Here is a 15232-nt window from a genome sequence, read left to right on the forward strand (position 1 = left end):
TGTTAGTCCGTTTTCTTCTTATCATCTGCTTCAGGTTGGGAGGCTTCCTCATCTGCAGCTGCAGGTTCTGGCTGCGATGCTTCCTGCTCTTCCGTTTCTGTTTCTTCTATTGTTTCTTCAGGCAGTGATTCATCATCTTCAAGTGCTTCCATTTCTTCTTCATACTCTGCCAGCTCACTTTCAATTTCACCTATTGCCTGCTGGCGTTCTTCACTATCAAGATCACTGTCTGCCTTTACCTGCTCACGGTACTTAAGAAGGCCAAACATAATTAAATCCCGGTCCTCCAAGAACCTGGCGGCTTCCAATGCTTCCTTCGCCTTTCCTCTTCCGATATTGATCCAATATTCATAATAGAGGGGATCAGATTGAAGAGACACGGTGTTTCGTACATTCTCTTTTTGTTCCTCTGTCAAAGATTCATTAATGATATAGGATAATGCAAGCTGATATTGTGTGACTTTCGGGATTTCATCAATCTCGTAAGATTGAAGTTCCGTAACCACATCACTGTACTTATTGAGCAGGAAACTCTCCTGGGCCGCCACTACCCTTTCTTGCTTTGGAAACATGAAGAATAGAGAATAAATAGAATAAACAAGGGCTGGGATTAACAATAAAGATACTGCCAGCATGATATACCGGTTCAGTTTCCACTTTTTCTTGCTCACGGACATAAGAAGGGAATCCGATTGTTTCGCTTCTTTTATAAATTGATTGATTACTTCACCGAGACGGTCAAAGCTGTCAGCCTCCAAAATCTCTTTGGTGATGGCCGGTAATTTTAAAGTCGCATTGTAATTCTTGTATTCTTCAAATGTATACTGCCTATCCACGATAGCAGCCGCTGAAGCTTTGGTCTCCATTAACAAGAGATCAGCTTCTTTTTCATAAGGAGGCAGACTTTCCTTTACCCCATAATGGATAAAGTGGGGGGTCAACCCTTGATCGAATACAATGTTTTCCGGACAGACAATAAGGTGGAGGCGTGACAGCTTATGGCTCTGTACTTTTTGAACCAGTTGATAGGCGCATATTAACCGCTCCTTTTCGTTCACCTTTAATCGGGAAGGAAAAGAAAATGTATCTGGTATGGTATTTTCAATATGTAATTCATCATTTTTCATAAAAATTTCTTTTCGTATTGCCGGTTCTATATTTTTCAGGATGCTGATCTCGCTGATGTCATCCAGTCGTATCTTTTCTTTTTGAAAGATCAATGTCATCTTATCTTTTTCTTTATGAACTACCGCTTCCAGTTTCTCTTGCAGATATGATCCTTTTTTTTGTGACATTTGCCTGGTCTCCTTCATAAAATTTCAATACGGTCTCCAGAACGAATCCCTGCATCCATCAGCCGGATGCTCCCGGGAATCACTTTCCTTTTATTCACCACGCGGATCCAATTACCTTCCCTTGGCTCATATGCCACCTTTTGAGTCTGCCACACAAGGTCAACCATTTTTTTCACAGTATGGTAGTTTGATAACCTGAGATCAAAGCAGCTCCCATCGTAACGTTCAAGGTCAATCGTGAGTTCTATATACATTTCAAGGTTCACCTCATAAGGAAGGAGCGCCCAGAATAACGGGAAGCGCTCCTTCATGTTTAAAATGTGCCGGAATGATATTAACCCCGGATTTGGTTTGCAATTTGAGCATCTGCGTCTTCAAGAGACTTGGCTGTGCTGTTCAATTGCATTGAGATGTCTTCGAGCAGCTGCTGCATTTGCAGGAATGAAGGACGAAGTGTCTGGTATTGTTCAGCGAAAGCACGGCTGGATTCACCTTCCCACATGCCTTCAAGTTCGGATATCATATTATCCAAACGTGAAATCTGCTCTCCTACCTGGCTGCTCTCACTAGTGTAACGATTGGACATACTGATCAATTCTGCTGGGGTAACGCGAATAATTCCTGACATATTAAATCATCTCCCTTTTCACAAATGTTGGTGGTAATCATCTATTTCATATCAGAATACCCAGACAAGAAAAACAGATTCTTAAAACCTATGTAATCCGTTTTCTTCCAAAAATAAAGACAATTGTTTCCATACATTCATTAATATAGTATTACAAACACCTATCCAAACTCAATTTTTCCCTGAAAAAGGAAACTATATGACTACTGTATTTATTAACCGCAGGGTCATTTGGCATAATTACCCTAATAGGGTGATAGGTTGATAGTATGATAATGAACTTGAGGTTTTTTAATGAGGACACACCTTGTCTAAATGACCCATTAGTTACAAGTCCTTACTTTATATCCTTATTTTTACTTCTATAAACCTTTTTTATTGAAAATATAGACTTTTTTAGCAGAGAGGGGTATTGCTGCAACCGAAACTTGGCAGGAGCAGATATTCCATCCTAATGTACAAGCTGGTGATTCTTATTACTTGTTCGAAAGCTCTGGTGATTTCTTGTATTAATACTTCCCCCGCTGCCTGCCGGGCGTCGGTGATTTCACTGACCACACAAGACACCCCCCTGAATTTATCTTCCTAATTTTTATCAGCTTTTGCTCTTTCTTCAGCTTGAAGTCTGTCTATTGTGTATTCAACCGCCTGTATTTCATAATTCAAGCTTTGCATCTTGCTGTTCAACATTGAAAACACTTCACTAAACTGGGTCGTTTCAATATCTGTAAAGTAATGAAGCATTCCTTGAAGCCTTATTTCATCGAATTTATCGGCAAGACTGCCCCGCCAGGTAGAAGCTGAGAGCTCAGGGTTTGTAATTCTTTCCCTATAAACAGAAAATTCCTGCTGGTTTCCTTGCAATTTGCTGCTGCAATCCTGGAGCCTTTGAAGCTGATCACGCTTTTCCCTTAACAATCCATAATAATAAAATAATGACAAGAACCTTCACCTCACTTGATTTAATGATTTCTTGATAAAATTTCCAATCTTTTTAACTATAGCATGGTTGATATAGTGACAATATGATCAAAATTGTTTATTTTTTCCTGAAGCAAGTGGTTGTTTATTCCTATTAATTTGTTTTTTATCCTTAATGAATTTAATAATCTCATTCTTAAGTAGCACAACTTGATGGAAATTAAACCTAAATTAATGAACTTTTTCCATTGATAGGAACTTTTTAAGAGACCTCCCATTTTGCAAATAAATAGACACCCTCATTTTGAAGGTGTCCATTACGTTTTACTATTTTCAGGGGTCCATTGAAATCGTTCCAGATTGATTTTTCCATCTGGTCCGGTTTCGACTCCCTCCATCTCCAAATTCAACCGCTGTTCTTCAAAAGACTCCCCATCAAGGGCAATCCGGCCTTTGGCATTGATGACCCGGTGCCAGGGAAGCTGATGTTTTCTGCTCATGGAATGGAGAATCCTGACGACCTGGCGGGCAGCCCGCGGACTTCCAGCCAAACCCGCAATCTGCCCATAGGTCATGACTTTTCCTGCAGGGATGCTTTTGATGATTCTAATAACAGCTTCTGTAAAAGGTGTCACGAAAACATCCTTTCGCTCATTTTTTATCGGTGGCTCTTCGCTTGCTGGTTCTGATTGATCAGCAGAAGCAATTGAACGAATGCAATGGGAAGAGCAGTCTTTTTGTATGCCAGATACTTAGGCTCCCAATCTGTGGAGAACTTATCTTTAAACTCCCTTAGCCCTCTGAAGTTATAGAGGGAATTGCCATGAAGGTAAGCTAAATGTATAAGTTTTTCAGTCATGAAGGAATGGTGGCAGTTCCCCACATTTGAAAGCGGGGACATCCCTAAACTGCAAGCCTGATAACCATTACTCTTTGCCCAATTGAAGATATGGACAAACAAAGCATCCATCGTGCCATTGGGACTGTCAGCCACTTTTCTCATCAAGTCGATGCTGATGGTGCCTTTGTAGTTGGTCGGCAGCGTCGCAAATGCAATTAACTTACCTTGGGAATCCCTTATCATGGCAACAGGAAAGCGGGAAACGTATTCCTCGCTAAAGGCGGCCACCGAAAAGCCCTTTTCCTTTTGATCACCCAGCCACATGCTTGAAACGGCAGTGATTTCGGAAAGCACTCCCTCCGAAAAAGGGGGCTGGACTACATTAAAGAAATAACCATTCCTGCTTAACTTATTCAAACTTGTCCTTAGCTTGCCATTCTTTTTTCCCTCTGTGGTGAAAAGCCGGAGATTGACAATTCCCTCTTCTCCAAGCTTGACGAACCTGTACCCTGAATCATGGTAATGCTGCATATACTTCGGGCTGATCTGATAAAATACAGGCTTCAAACCTCTATCCCTGCCATGGTCAGAGAATTCTTTGATGGCTTGATGAATATGAGCCTCTTCTCCCACCGGATCACCCAGTACAATCAATTTATTGGCAAAACGTTTATATAAAATAAACACAGTTTGATCTTCGTTCCAAAATACTTCTTTATCTTTTAGGTAGGTTAAATGCGTCAAATGATTTCCGCCTTTTTCCTGCAAAAGGGAAGTCATTCTGGCAATATGACCTTCTAAGTTACATGAAGGGATTTCATTCCTCGTCCTTTTGGCGGTCGTCATTAAGGAATTAAAAAGTTTGATGTACATGTACCGGCCTCCTGATAACAATAATTAAATAATACCATACAGGGGACTGGTTGATTGAAGAATTTTTGGTGAATGTTTTTTAAAATTCAGCCAATAATTGTTGTAATCCTTGTTTGCGGGGCATTGAGGAAGAGTGAGTCACCGGATAGTGGACCGCAAATCCAATTTACGGGCCGTTGAGATCTAAGAAAACCACCGGATGTTGGACTACAAACCCAATTTACGGGCCGTTGAAATCTAGAAAACCACCGGATGTTGGACCGCAATTCCAGTTTACGGGCCATTGAGATCTAAAAACCACCGGATGTTGGACCGCAAATCCAGTTTACGGGCCGTTGAGATCTAAAAAACCATAGGATGTTGGACCGCAATTCCAGTTTACAGGCCGTTGAGATCTAGATAAACATCAGATGTTGGACCGAAAACCTAGTATACGGGCCGTTGGAATCTAGAGAACTAACGTATAATGGACTGCAACTCCAATTCACGGACTGTTGAGAACCGGGAAATCAACGCATGGGGTTCCTTAAATCGCAGGAGAGCGTCTTAGATTGCTTTTTGTCTTGTGCTAATAAAAAAACCATCAACTGCTTACTAAGCAGTTAATGGTTTTTAAAAGATTGATTTTATATGGTAAGTTGAAATTTTGAAAATAAAAACCACCAAATATGTATTTGGTGGAGACGGTGGGACGCGCTGTTCCATGCTTTCGTCATGGCACTGACTATATCTTGAACCTTATGGATAAGGTCCTTTGGCGTATTATGCGAACTGTAATTTTACCTGAACATCAGGCAGGAATCCGCATCCTAGTACTGCCGCTCGGGCAGCCTATGAGTCGATACACGGCTGTTGGATTGCTCCACATACCGCTCGGCATTGCCTTATCACCAAAGTGACTTAGGTTTCACCGATAAAGCCAAATTTTCACTTGTATGTTGCCATACAAGGCGACTAATAATTAATCGAACCCACGTCCAGACATATCGCCACTTAAGCGTCTACGAGCGTAGTCGATACATTCGCGAGTTCGCTGCAACATCTGCCTATCGACGGGCGTCCGTGCAGCTAGTCTGATTAATCTCTTCCTTCATCCTCAGACGGTGGAATCCGGCGTAGCCCACTGAAAGTGAGTCCCTTACCCTACCACATGGGCGATGGAGGGAGGAACCGCTAAGCTAGCTTACGCTGCTAAAGCGAAGTTGTTGTTAGATTTGCCAGTTATTATTGGCGTTGACGTTTTATCGTGGACGATCCCCACGGCTCGCAACTCAAGCTCGAACTATCCCTGTCGAATCCGTAACGTCCCCATGTTAGTTGGTTATTTTCGCGTTAACGAAAAAAACTAAGGGAAGAACGGGCAGAATAAGTTGTGCTCGGTTACTTATTCAGTTGTCCTTGCTGCCGCTTGATTACCTTGCGACAATTCTTATTATAACAAATCTGCGGTATTTTGCAATGAATAGGCTCATGGTAAATTACGTTAATCAGTAATTCCCTTTCTGCCTTTGAGCAAGCTCACGCTGGATGGTGCGATTCGCATCTTTCCTTTTCAGGTCTTCACGCTTATCAAATTTCTTTTTACCTTTAGCGAGACCGATCAAAAGCTTGGCGACTCCGTTCTTAATATAGAGCTTCAACGGTACCAGTGAATATCCCGCTTCTTTTGTTTGTCCGATCAGCTGGGATATCTGCTTTTTGTGAAGCAGCAGCTTTCTCGTCCTGAGCGGTTCGTGATTATAGCGGTTACCCTGCTCGTATGGGCTGATGTGCATATTATGGACAAACACTTCACCCTGCTGGATTCTGGCAAACGAATCTTTCAGGTTCACCCGTCCGGCCCTGATCGCCTTGATTTCAGTTCCTTGCAGGACAAGTCCTGCTTCATATGTTTCTTCAACGGCAAAATCATGTCGCGCTTTTTTATTCTGTGCGATTAACTTTCCTTCACCCTTTGGCATTGGAGCTTCCCCCTCTTTCTCTGGATCGGCCGGAGATTCTCTCTATGGTTACCGGCGTCATTTTACAATAGTATAGACCATTATACTAGCTGAAAGCAAAGGAGAAAAGAAATGCTCTTTTCTCCTCCAGACTGTTGGCAAACGCTCGCTTTCTCCGTGCTCATTACCTTCTAGGTAAATCCGCTCCTCGAAAGTCTCGCGCATTCAATGCGAACATTTTCAATCAGTCTGACACATAATGATGATAATTTAAGGAGAAAAGATAGACTCTTTTCTCCTTAATGACTTATTTGCGTTTCTTCGGCTTCCTTTTGCTTCTTGGTGCATTCTCAAATTTCTTACTGCCTTTTTTCTTCTTGTTCTGCGGAGGCCGCGTTGACCATTCTCCAGAATCCTTCTTCGGCTTTTCGCTGCCATTGCGGTCCTTCTGCCTGGTTCTGACAACGGTCGGACGCTCTTCACGAGGTCTCTGGTTGCTTATCATTCCGACGATTTCAAAATCGATGGCACGTTCATCTTTGTTGACATTCACGACACGGATGGTGATTTCGTCTCCGATACGGAATACATTTGCCGTTCTTTCCCCGATCATCGCCATGGATCTTTCATCAAAGCGATAATAGTCATCTGTCATGTAGCTCACATGGACAAGGCCTTCGATCGTATTGGAAAGCTCGACGAACATACCAAAGTTGGTGACAGAGGAGATAATTCCTTCATATTCTTCTCCAACCTTATCAAGCATGTACTCTGCTTTCTTCAGTTCATCCGTTTCACGTTCCGCGTCAACCGCGCGGCGTTCACGGCTTGAAGTATGATCAGCGATTTCATCCATCAGTGCTGCCCATTTCGCCCTTGTGCTTTCATCCACCTTGCCTTCTATCAGGTAAGTCCTGATCAGACGGTGAACGATTAAGTCCGGATAACGGCGGATCGGCGATGTGAAATGAGTGTAGTACTGTGTTGAAAGCCCAAAATGCCCAAGGCTCTCAGCATAATATTTCGCCTGCTGCATGGAACGAAGCATCATAGTGGACACTACCACTTCCTCCGGCTTCCCTTCCACTGCCTCGACGATTTCCTGAAGGGCACGCGGGTGGACGGAATTGGCTGTTCCTCTGACAAATAATCCAAAGTTCGTGATAAATTCAAAGAATTTTTGCAGCTTTTCTTCTTTTGGATCTTCATGGATACGGTAGATGAAAGGAACATCCATCCAATGGAAATGCTCAGCAACCGTTTCATTCGCCACAAGCATGAATTCCTCGATAAGACGCTCTGCCACCGAACGGGTCCTTAACACAACATCCGTTGGCTTGCCTTCATCATCCACCAGCACCTTTGATTCTTTAAAATCAAAATCGATGGCGCCGCGTGTCATCCGTTTTTCCCTCAGAATCTGTGCAAGGTCTTCCATTTGTTCGAACATCGGGACGATCGGCTCGTAACGTTCACGAACATTTTCATCTTTATCCACAAGGATCTTGTTTACATCGGAATAAGTCATACGCTCTGTCGTTTTGATGACGCTCTGGAAGATTTCGTGCTTGACCACTTCCCCCTGTGCGTTGATTTCCATTTCACAGCCTAGAGTCAAACGATCGACTTTAGGGTTCAAGGAACAGATTCCATTTGAAAGGCGGTGCGGGATCATAGGGATTACCCGGTCCACTAAGTACACACTTGTTCCTCTTTCAAAGGCTTCCTGGTCGATCGGGGAGCCTTCCGTCACATAGTAGCTGACATCCGCGATATATACGCCGAGCTTGTAATTCCCATTGTCCAGCTTTTTCACGGTTACCGCATCGTCAAGGTCCTTCGCATCAGCTCCATCGATGGTGACAATGGTTTCTTCACGAAGATCACGGCGGTTTTCCAGTTCGGATGGATCAATTTCGTCAGGTACATTATTGGCCTGCTCCATCACTTCATCTGGAAATTCAACCGTGATTCCGTGCTTGTGGATAACAGAAAGGATGTCCACACCAGGGTCATTTTTATGGCCCAGTATTTCCGTGACTTCTCCTTCCGCGCTTTTGCGGCCTTCAGGATAGGAAGTCAGTTTGACGACTACCTTATGTCCTTCAACAGCTCCCATGTTGGCTGATTTCGGAATAAAAATATCACTGGAGAACTTCTTGTCATCAGGGATTACAAAACCGAAATGCTTGCTTTCCGTGTAGGTTCCGACGACCTGTGACACGCCTCTTTCCAAAATACGGACAATCGAACCTTCTCGTCTGCTTCCTGAAGTTTCAGAGGATACCCTCGCCAGCACGATATCGCCATTCATGGCATTATTAGTTTCATTTGGCGGAATAAAAATGTCATCTAATCCCGGTTCGTCAGGAAGTACAAAAGCGAACCCTTTCGCATGACCCGATAATTTCCCACGGATAAGATTCATTTTCTCCGGCAAGCCGTAGCGGTTGCTGCGTGTGCGGACAACAAGTCCTTTTTCCTCCATGATGACAAGTGCTTTTACAAAATCTTTAAAATTGGAAGAGCCTTCAATCCCGAAAGCTTCTTCCAGCTCCTGCACCGTCAATGGCTTATAAGCTTCATCTTTCATATAAGAAAGAAGCTTATCTATCTTTCCGCGAATAGAATCATCCATTTTTTAACCCTCCTAAGTCGTCATTTATACAGTCCAGTCGAGCCCTTCGAGAAAAGCATACACATCTTCATGCAGCTGCTCTTTTTCTTTATCGAGCGTAATGACATGGCCGGACTCTTCGTACCATTTAATCTTTTTATTATGAGATTCGACCGCTTCATAAATAATATTTGCCGAATCTGTGTTTATCATGTGGTCATTCCGCGCCTGTATGACAAATGTCGGACTGTAGATCATATCTACATTGCCGCGGACATCCGCAATCAGTTCCTGGAGTGCCTTCAATGTATTCATAGGTGTTTTCTTGAACTCTGTTATTTCTTCTTCAATTTGCGCAGGGTCTTTTCCTTCAAATTTCTTAAATTCCCTTGCGTATTCAACCACACCGTCATACATGACGTCTTCACTCTTTATGTACATAGGCGCACACATTGGTACAATACCCTTTACAGGAACAGTGTAACCTAATTTCAGTGAAAATACCCCTCCAAGCGAGAGGCCGGCCACCGCGATTTCCTCATAGCCTTTGTTCTTCAAATGATTGTACCCGTCCATGACATCCTTCCACCAGTCTTCTGGACCTGTATGGACCAATTCCTCCGGCGGGACTCCATGCCCTTTATAATGCGGCGCATGGGATGAATAGCCTTTTTTCTCCAGAAAGCGGCCCAGCATGCGGACATCAGCTGAATTCCCGGTGAAGCCGTGCAAAAGCAGAACGGCACGCTTTCCTGCCTCAAATGTAAATGGTTTTGGCAAAACTGTTTTCATCGTTGAAACTCCTTTTCTAAAATTGGATCTGTTAAAGAGTAATGTTTTTTAAAAGGGTATGTCGACTTCCGTTCCAGGCGTACGACTCCGCGGGGCGGGCGGTGAGCCTCCTTAGCTTCGCCTGCGGGGTCTCACCTGTCCCGCTAGTCCCGCAGGAGGTCGCACACCTTCCACTCCAGTCAACATTTGCGGAGGGACTGAAAATCCATTATTACCTGGACTTATCAACTTTTCATAATTGAAATGACGCCTTCTCACTGGCACTTGAACCCAAAATATCTTACAAAAAACAATATTAACTAACAAAGCCTTAAAATTATAAATAAATCAATATGCATTACGCTGCTTCTATCTGCCACTCTCCCCTTTCCATTCAACTACGGAGGGGATTTAATGACACGGCATTTTATTAAACAAACGTTTGATTAACCATTAACCTACCCCTTATTTTAAGCAATCAGCGGCAAAACAATCCAGTAATGAAGTCTATATCGTGGAAAATCCTGCTTCAAGACAAATAAAAAAATCCGGCCGTCACGACCGGATTCTCTATGACTTAAAAACCAAAGTATGTTACTGCAAGCGTCAATACGAAAAATAGTACGGAAAGAACGATTGTAACGCGGTGCAGCACTAAATCGAGTCCGCGCGCTTTCTGTTTGCCGAATAGCTGCTCTGCACCACCTGAGATGGCACCTGATAGTCCTGCACTTTTACCAGATTGCAATAATACTACTACGATAAGAGCAATTGAAACAATGATTAGTAAAGTGATCAATAATGTATGCACGAGTCCCACCTCCTGAAACGAACATTAAGCAATATTTTTAATTTTATCACACCTGGCTTATAGTCACAATAAAGTTTTGAAATTATTGGAGGTTATCCGGACATTCCTTCTCCTGAGGCTGCCCAACAGCCGCTTGATCCTTTCAATCGAGAAGTTTCCCTGTTCCATCAGCTCCTGCCCCTACAAGGTTATTTTCCCTCGCCAAGACTGGAGTTTACGTTAAAGGGACAGGAGCATTAAAGGAGTAACTTCCCCCTATTGACTGATTATGTTGCAAACAGCAACCCAATACTTTCCTGAAAACAGGATTATTCTATAATAAATAGGGTAGGTCTTAAGAAGGGTATAAAGTTCACTAGGCGTTAGATCAATCCCATGTTTCCACCTCTTTCTCTTTTAAATGCTCTCCAGCACTCCATTCTGCTATTGGTTAAAAACCACTATTAGAAATAACACCCATACAAAAAACTGCGTGCTTCCCCCATCTTTTTTATCCCGCAGTCAGATGATTCAAGACACCCATGAAGTATTCACAGGTCAGATACTCTGTCCTTTTCCAAGTAGAAAGACTTATAACTTTCAAGTTTTGTATAATCATTGTATAATAATTGTATTGTTAAATAAAAAGAGGTGAGTTTGTGAAAAAGGTGATTGTAGTTGGCTCTGGGCCAGGTGGATTGACAGCCGGAATGCTTCTGGCGAGTCAGGGAATGAATGTAACAGTTGTAGAAAAGCAGCCTTTTATCGGCGGCCGTACTTCATCCATGCAGGTTGGGGAGTATGTGTTTGACAGAGGACCGACTTTTTTGAATATGCCTCATATACTAGAGGAAGCTTTCACTGCTTCGGGCAGGAACCTGAACGATTACATAAACTTAAAAGAAATTGACCCAATGTATGAGCTTCGTTTCGATGGTCTGGCGTTCAATCCGAGCAGGGATCAAGAAGAAACGAAGAAGCAGATTCAGAAGCTTTTTCCAGACGATGTACAAGGTTACGAACGGTTTATGAAGGAAGAAGATGCCAAACTCCAAGCCTTGCTGCCGATTTTGCGGAATAAGCACGACTCCCTCTTTGACTATACGAAATGGCGTTTCATTAAAGCCCTTCCGAAGTTAAGCGTCGGAAAATCACTTTACGAAAGACTTTCAGACTACTTTTCAGATGAACGGTTAAAGCTTGCCTTTACATTTCAGTCTAAATACCTTGGAATGTCGCCATGGGAATGTCCTGGAGCATTCACCATATTGTCCTATATGGAGCATGCCTATGGGGTTCATCATCCAATTGGCGGTGTAAACCAAATTACAAAGGCAATGGCAGCTGTAATAGAGGAATACGGCGGAAAGGTAATCACGAACTCCGGGGTTAAGAAGATCCTCACGGAAGAAAACCAGGCGAAAGGCGTGCTTCTCGAGAACGGTGAAACCCTTTACGGAGACGAAGTCGTCATGAACGCCGATTTCGGCTACGCGATGGAAAACCTGCTGGAAGAAGGAACCACAAAGAAATATACACCACAAAAGCTGGAGAAGAAGAAGTATTCCTGCTCGGCCTTTATGATGTATCTCGGCCTGGATAAGCGTTATGATCTTCCGCACCATACCATCGTCTTTTCAAAGGATTACAGAAAGAATGTAGAGGAAATCACCGGCACCAAGACGATGTCAGAGGATCCTTCCATTTATATTCACAACCCTTCAGTGACAGATGAAACACTGGCACCTCCTGGGAAATCCGCTGTCTACCTGCTGGCGCCTGTCCCCAACAATTTCAGTAAGATTGATTGGGAAAAAATAAAGACAGATTCAGGAAACTGATTTTTCAGCAGCTGGAGGAACGGACCGGCTTCAAAGGAATAGAAAACCACATTGAAGAAGAAGTCGTTTTCACACCTTACAACTGGGAACATGACCTGAATATTTATAAAGGAGCCACCTTCAGCCTTGCCCATAACCTGCCGCAGATGATGTATTTCAGGCCGCATAATAAAGTGAAGGAAATCGACAGGCTCTGGCTGGTCGGAGGCGGCACCCATCCCGGAAGCGGACTGCCGACGATTATTGAATCAGCGCGGATTACGAGCTCGATGATTTTAGAAAAACACGCTGTCCAGGGGGTGTCTGTATGAAGACCGCGATTATCGGCGGCGGAGTCGGCGGCCTGACAGCAGCCCTTCTGCTGAAAAAGAAAGGGCATGACGTCACGATTTATGAAAAAAGCAGCCGCCTCGGAGGCAGGCTTGGATTTATTGAACGGGACGGATTTAAAATCGATAAAGGACCAACCATCGTACTGCTGCCGGATATGCTAAAAGATGTCCTAAATGAAGCAGGAATTCCAGAGGAAGAACTAGAATTAATCCAGGTGGACCCTCTTTATAAACTTCATTATCCTGACGGCAGCCACTTTTATAAATACAGCAATTTAGATAAACAGCTCGAGGAGATACAACGTGTCTTTCCAGGGGAGCAGCAGAATTACCTAAACTATTTAAAAGAGATGAAAGACCGGTTTGAAAAAGGAAAAAAGGCGTTTCTTGATAAAGATTTTGTCAATAAAAGCGATTTCTTTTCCTATCAAAATATGAAAATTCTATTGAACCTCAAAGCATTCCACAGTGTGAGAAAAAGTGCAGAAGCATATTTTACCCATCCGAGGCTGCAGGAGGCATTCTCCTTTCAAACACTTTATATTGGAGGTTCACCGAACACCTCACCCGCTCTTTATTCACTGATTCCCTACAGTGAACATGAACATGGTATCTGGTATCTAAAGGGCGGCTATGGCAGGCTCGTCAGCATTCTAAGCAGGCATATTGAAAATCAGGGAATCTCTGTTCATTTACAATCAGAAGCAACCGGACTTCAGTTTACCGGGAAACGCTGCACCGGACTAGTTACAAATGGGAAAGCGGTGGATTATGATGCGGTGGTGTATAACGGCGACTTCCCAGGGATCCACCAGTTGGTCAACAATGAAAAGCCTCAGAAAAAACGTTACAAAGCGTCTTCAGGCTGTTTGCTTCTTTATTTTGGCTTAAACAAACAGTACAAAGAAGCAGATGTACATCAATTCTTTATGCCCGAACACTTTCAACATCATATGGATTCAGTCTTTACCCGCAGCGGTCTGCCGGAAAATCCTTCGATTTACACCTTTTACCCGTCTAGGATTGACGACACCCTCGCTCCCACGGGAAAAAGCGTGTTATACGCACTTATTCCGGTGCCTTCTGGAGATAAGATCAATTGGAGGGATCAAGAGGGCTTTGTGGAACGCATCCTGGATGAAATTGAATCAAGAGGCTTCCCCGGTCTCAGGGATGCGGTGGAATGGATGGAAATCCGGACACCCCAGGATGATCAGCAGGATGGTTTGTATCAAGGTGGAAGCTTCGGCATTGCTCCAACACTGGGCCAATCCGGAGTGTTCCGCCCGCAAGTAAAGCCGCTTGCCTATGACGGACTCTACAGTGTCGGCGCCTCTGTCCATCCAGGAGGAGGCATCCCAATCGTGATGCAAGGAGCAAAGCTGCTTTCAAATTATATGGAAAGGGTGATGACCAGATGAAGGAAGCTTACCAGGCATGTGAGGAAATAATTAGAAAGCATTCAAAAACGTTTTACAAGGCGTTCTCATTTCTCCCGGAGGAGAACCGGAATGCCGTTTGGGCAATTTATGCCTTTTGCAGAAGAGTCGATGACATTGTGGACGAAGGCGAAAACCCCGAAGTTGAAATAATACAATTCAAAGAAGAGTTTTCCCAGTTTGCCAAAGGTGAGCGTCTTCCAGAATCACCCTATTGGACAGCTTTGCATGACGTATTTCAGCGGTTTCAGATGGAGCTGGCCCCCTTCGAAGACATGATTGAAGGACAGGAAATGGACCTTTCAGGGCGCCGCTATCACTCTATCAATGAACTTGAATCTTACTGCTATCACGTTGCTGGAACAGTCGGTCTCATGCTGCTTCCTGTACTTGCGCCGGGAAAAGAAAGGATTTTAAGAGATGGAGCAATCTCGCTGGGCATCGCCATGCAGTACACCAATATCCTGCGGGATATCGGTGAGGATCTCACACGTAATAGATTGTATCTTCCGAAAGAAACGATGATGCAGCACGGATATTCAGCAGATCTGCTAGAAGAAAATGTAGTGAACAGCTCGTTTGTCTCCTTATGGGAAAGCCTGGCTGAACGAGCGGAAGCTTATTATGAGGAAGCAATGGAAACCATGTCCCACTATCCTTCCTATTCCCAGATCCCAGTGCAGTCAGCGGCCATTTTCTATCGCAGCATCCTGGACAGTGTCCGATCAAACGGTCATAATGTCTTCTCCAAAAGGGCCTATGTTTCCGATATACAAAAGGAGAAACTGCTCGCTGAAAGATTGGGATGATAAAAAAGTAAAGCACTTTTCTAATATATTATTATTTTTGAATAACACTGTCCCCTCCTCAGCCTTTTAAGCCATAATTTTAGCTTATAAGAGCGAAAGATAAAGACCCGGCTATCCTGGTAATACAACAGGACA

Annotated in this window: 13 protein-coding genes, 1 other RNA gene and 1 pseudogene; 4 read left to right on the forward strand and 11 right to left on the reverse strand. The window is 43.6% G+C overall.

Annotation, left to right across the window (positions count from 1 at the left end; genetic code table 11):
- Positions 1-2: 2 nt before the first annotated feature.
- The 6 genes from essB to B9Z54_RS01875 form a co-directional block, all read right to left on the reverse strand.
- Entirely contained in the window at positions 3-1295 is a 1293-nt protein-coding gene (gene essB / locus B9Z54_RS01850; protein WP_162785051.1) for a type VII secretion protein EssB, read from the reverse strand.
- 14 nt (positions 1296-1309) lie between these two features.
- Complete coding sequence (gene yukD, locus B9Z54_RS01855; RefSeq protein ID WP_113926872.1) at positions 1310-1549, reverse strand: ESX secretion system protein YukD; 240 nt, start codon at positions 1547-1549, stop codon at positions 1310-1312.
- An 80-nt stretch (positions 1550-1629) separates the two neighbouring features.
- Positions 1630-1923, reverse strand: a complete 294-nt coding sequence (locus B9Z54_RS01860; RefSeq protein ID WP_113926838.1) for a WXG100 family type VII secretion target — start codon at positions 1921-1923, stop codon at positions 1630-1632.
- A gap of 585 nt (positions 1924-2508) precedes the next feature.
- Positions 2509-2865: a YwqH-like family protein gene (locus tag B9Z54_RS01865; protein ID WP_113926839.1), complete on the reverse strand. Its 357-nt coding sequence runs from the start codon at positions 2863-2865 to the stop codon at positions 2509-2511.
- A gap of 296 nt (positions 2866-3161) precedes the next feature.
- Complete coding sequence (locus B9Z54_RS01870; protein ID WP_113926840.1) at positions 3162-3479, reverse strand: MGMT family protein; 318 nt, start codon at positions 3477-3479, stop codon at positions 3162-3164.
- Positions 3480-3502: 23 nt separating this feature from the next.
- The gene (locus B9Z54_RS01875) at positions 3503-4558 is read right to left on the reverse strand and encodes a phosphatidylglycerol lysyltransferase domain-containing protein (RefSeq protein WP_113926841.1); all 1056 of its coding nucleotides are present in this window, start codon (positions 4556-4558) and stop codon (positions 3503-3505) included.
- A gap of 764 nt (positions 4559-5322) precedes the next feature.
- On the opposite strand from B9Z54_RS01875, the gene B9Z54_RS26040 reads away from it, so the two are divergent.
- Positions 5323-5457: a hypothetical protein gene (locus B9Z54_RS26040; RefSeq protein ID WP_275887770.1), complete on the forward strand. Its 135-nt coding sequence runs from the start codon at positions 5323-5325 to the stop codon at positions 5455-5457.
- A gap of 63 nt (positions 5458-5520) precedes the next feature.
- On the opposite strand, the gene ssrA is transcribed toward B9Z54_RS26040, so the two are convergent.
- The 5 genes from ssrA to secG all read right to left on the reverse strand — a co-directional run bounded on the left by ssrA (position 5521) and on the right by secG (position 10697).
- Positions 5521-5860: a transfer-messenger RNA gene (gene ssrA / locus B9Z54_RS01880) on the reverse strand.
- 185 nt (positions 5861-6045) lie between these two features.
- Entirely contained in the window at positions 6046-6519 is a 474-nt protein-coding gene (gene smpB, locus B9Z54_RS01885; protein WP_113926842.1) for an SsrA-binding protein SmpB, read from the reverse strand.
- Between the two features lie 286 nt (positions 6520-6805).
- The gene (gene rnr / locus B9Z54_RS01890; RefSeq protein WP_113926843.1) at positions 6806-9136 is read right to left on the reverse strand and encodes a ribonuclease R; all 2331 of its coding nucleotides are present in this window, start codon (positions 9134-9136) and stop codon (positions 6806-6808) included.
- A 24-nt stretch (positions 9137-9160) separates the two neighbouring features.
- Positions 9161-9907, reverse strand: coding sequence for an alpha/beta hydrolase (locus B9Z54_RS01895; RefSeq protein WP_113926844.1), 747 nt, complete (start codon positions 9905-9907; stop codon positions 9161-9163).
- A gap of 556 nt (positions 9908-10463) precedes the next feature.
- On the reverse strand, positions 10464-10697 hold the full coding sequence (secG, locus tag B9Z54_RS01900) for a preprotein translocase subunit SecG (protein WP_113926845.1): 234 nt from the start codon (positions 10695-10697) through the stop codon (positions 10464-10466).
- A 638-nt stretch (positions 10698-11335) separates the two neighbouring features.
- Here secG and B9Z54_RS01905 point away from each other — a divergent pair.
- The 3 genes and pseudogenes from B9Z54_RS01905 (at position 11336) to B9Z54_RS01915 (ending at position 15097) form a co-directional block, all read left to right on the forward strand.
- A pseudogene (locus B9Z54_RS01905) lies at positions 11336-12828 on the forward strand (phytoene desaturase family protein).
- Positions 12825-14270: a phytoene desaturase family protein gene (locus tag B9Z54_RS01910; RefSeq protein ID WP_113926846.1), complete on the forward strand. Its 1446-nt coding sequence runs from the start codon at positions 12825-12827 to the stop codon at positions 14268-14270. The pseudogene B9Z54_RS01905 and the gene B9Z54_RS01910 overlap by 4 nt, the downstream one beginning before the upstream one ends.
- The gene (locus B9Z54_RS01915; protein WP_113926847.1) at positions 14267-15097 is read left to right on the forward strand and encodes a phytoene/squalene synthase family protein; all 831 of its coding nucleotides are present in this window, start codon (positions 14267-14269) and stop codon (positions 15095-15097) included. Before B9Z54_RS01910 ends, B9Z54_RS01915 begins: the two co-directional genes overlap by 4 nt.
- Positions 15098-15232 lie beyond the last annotated feature (135 nt).

This window comes from Bacillus sp. P14.5, from assembly GCF_003316765.1.
GTDB lineage: Bacteria > Bacillota > Bacilli > Bacillales > Bacillaceae_B > Rossellomorea.

Coding starts and splice junctions, on each gene's coding strand:
- B9Z54_RS01860 (WP_113926838.1), bottom strand. CDS start 1,923: ATGTCAGGAATTATTCGCGTTACCCCAGCAGAATTGATCAGTATGTCC.
- yukD (WP_113926872.1), bottom strand. CDS start 1,549: ATGTATATAGAACTCACGATTGACCTTGAACGTTACGATGGGAGCTGC.
- essB (WP_162785051.1), bottom strand. CDS start 1,295: ATGTCACAAAAAAAAGGATCATATCTGCAAGAGAAACTGGAAGCGGTA.
- B9Z54_RS01910 (WP_113926846.1), top strand. CDS start 12,825: ATGAAGACCGCGATTATCGGCGGCGGAGTCGGCGGCCTGACAGCAGCC.
- rnr (WP_113926843.1), bottom strand. CDS start 9,136: ATGGATGATTCTATTCGCGGAAAGATAGATAAGCTTCTTTCTTATATG.
- B9Z54_RS26040 (WP_275887770.1), top strand. CDS start 5,323: ATGCGAACTGTAATTTTACCTGAACATCAGGCAGGAATCCGCATCCTA.
- B9Z54_RS01895 (WP_113926844.1), bottom strand. CDS start 9,907: ATGAAAACAGTTTTGCCAAAACCATTTACATTTGAGGCAGGAAAGCGT.
- smpB (WP_113926842.1), bottom strand. CDS start 6,519: ATGCCAAAGGGTGAAGGAAAGTTAATCGCACAGAATAAAAAAGCGCGA.
- B9Z54_RS01915 (WP_113926847.1), top strand. CDS start 14,267: ATGAAGGAAGCTTACCAGGCATGTGAGGAAATAATTAGAAAGCATTCA.
- B9Z54_RS01875 (WP_113926841.1), bottom strand. CDS start 4,558: ATGTACATCAAACTTTTTAATTCCTTAATGACGACCGCCAAAAGGACG.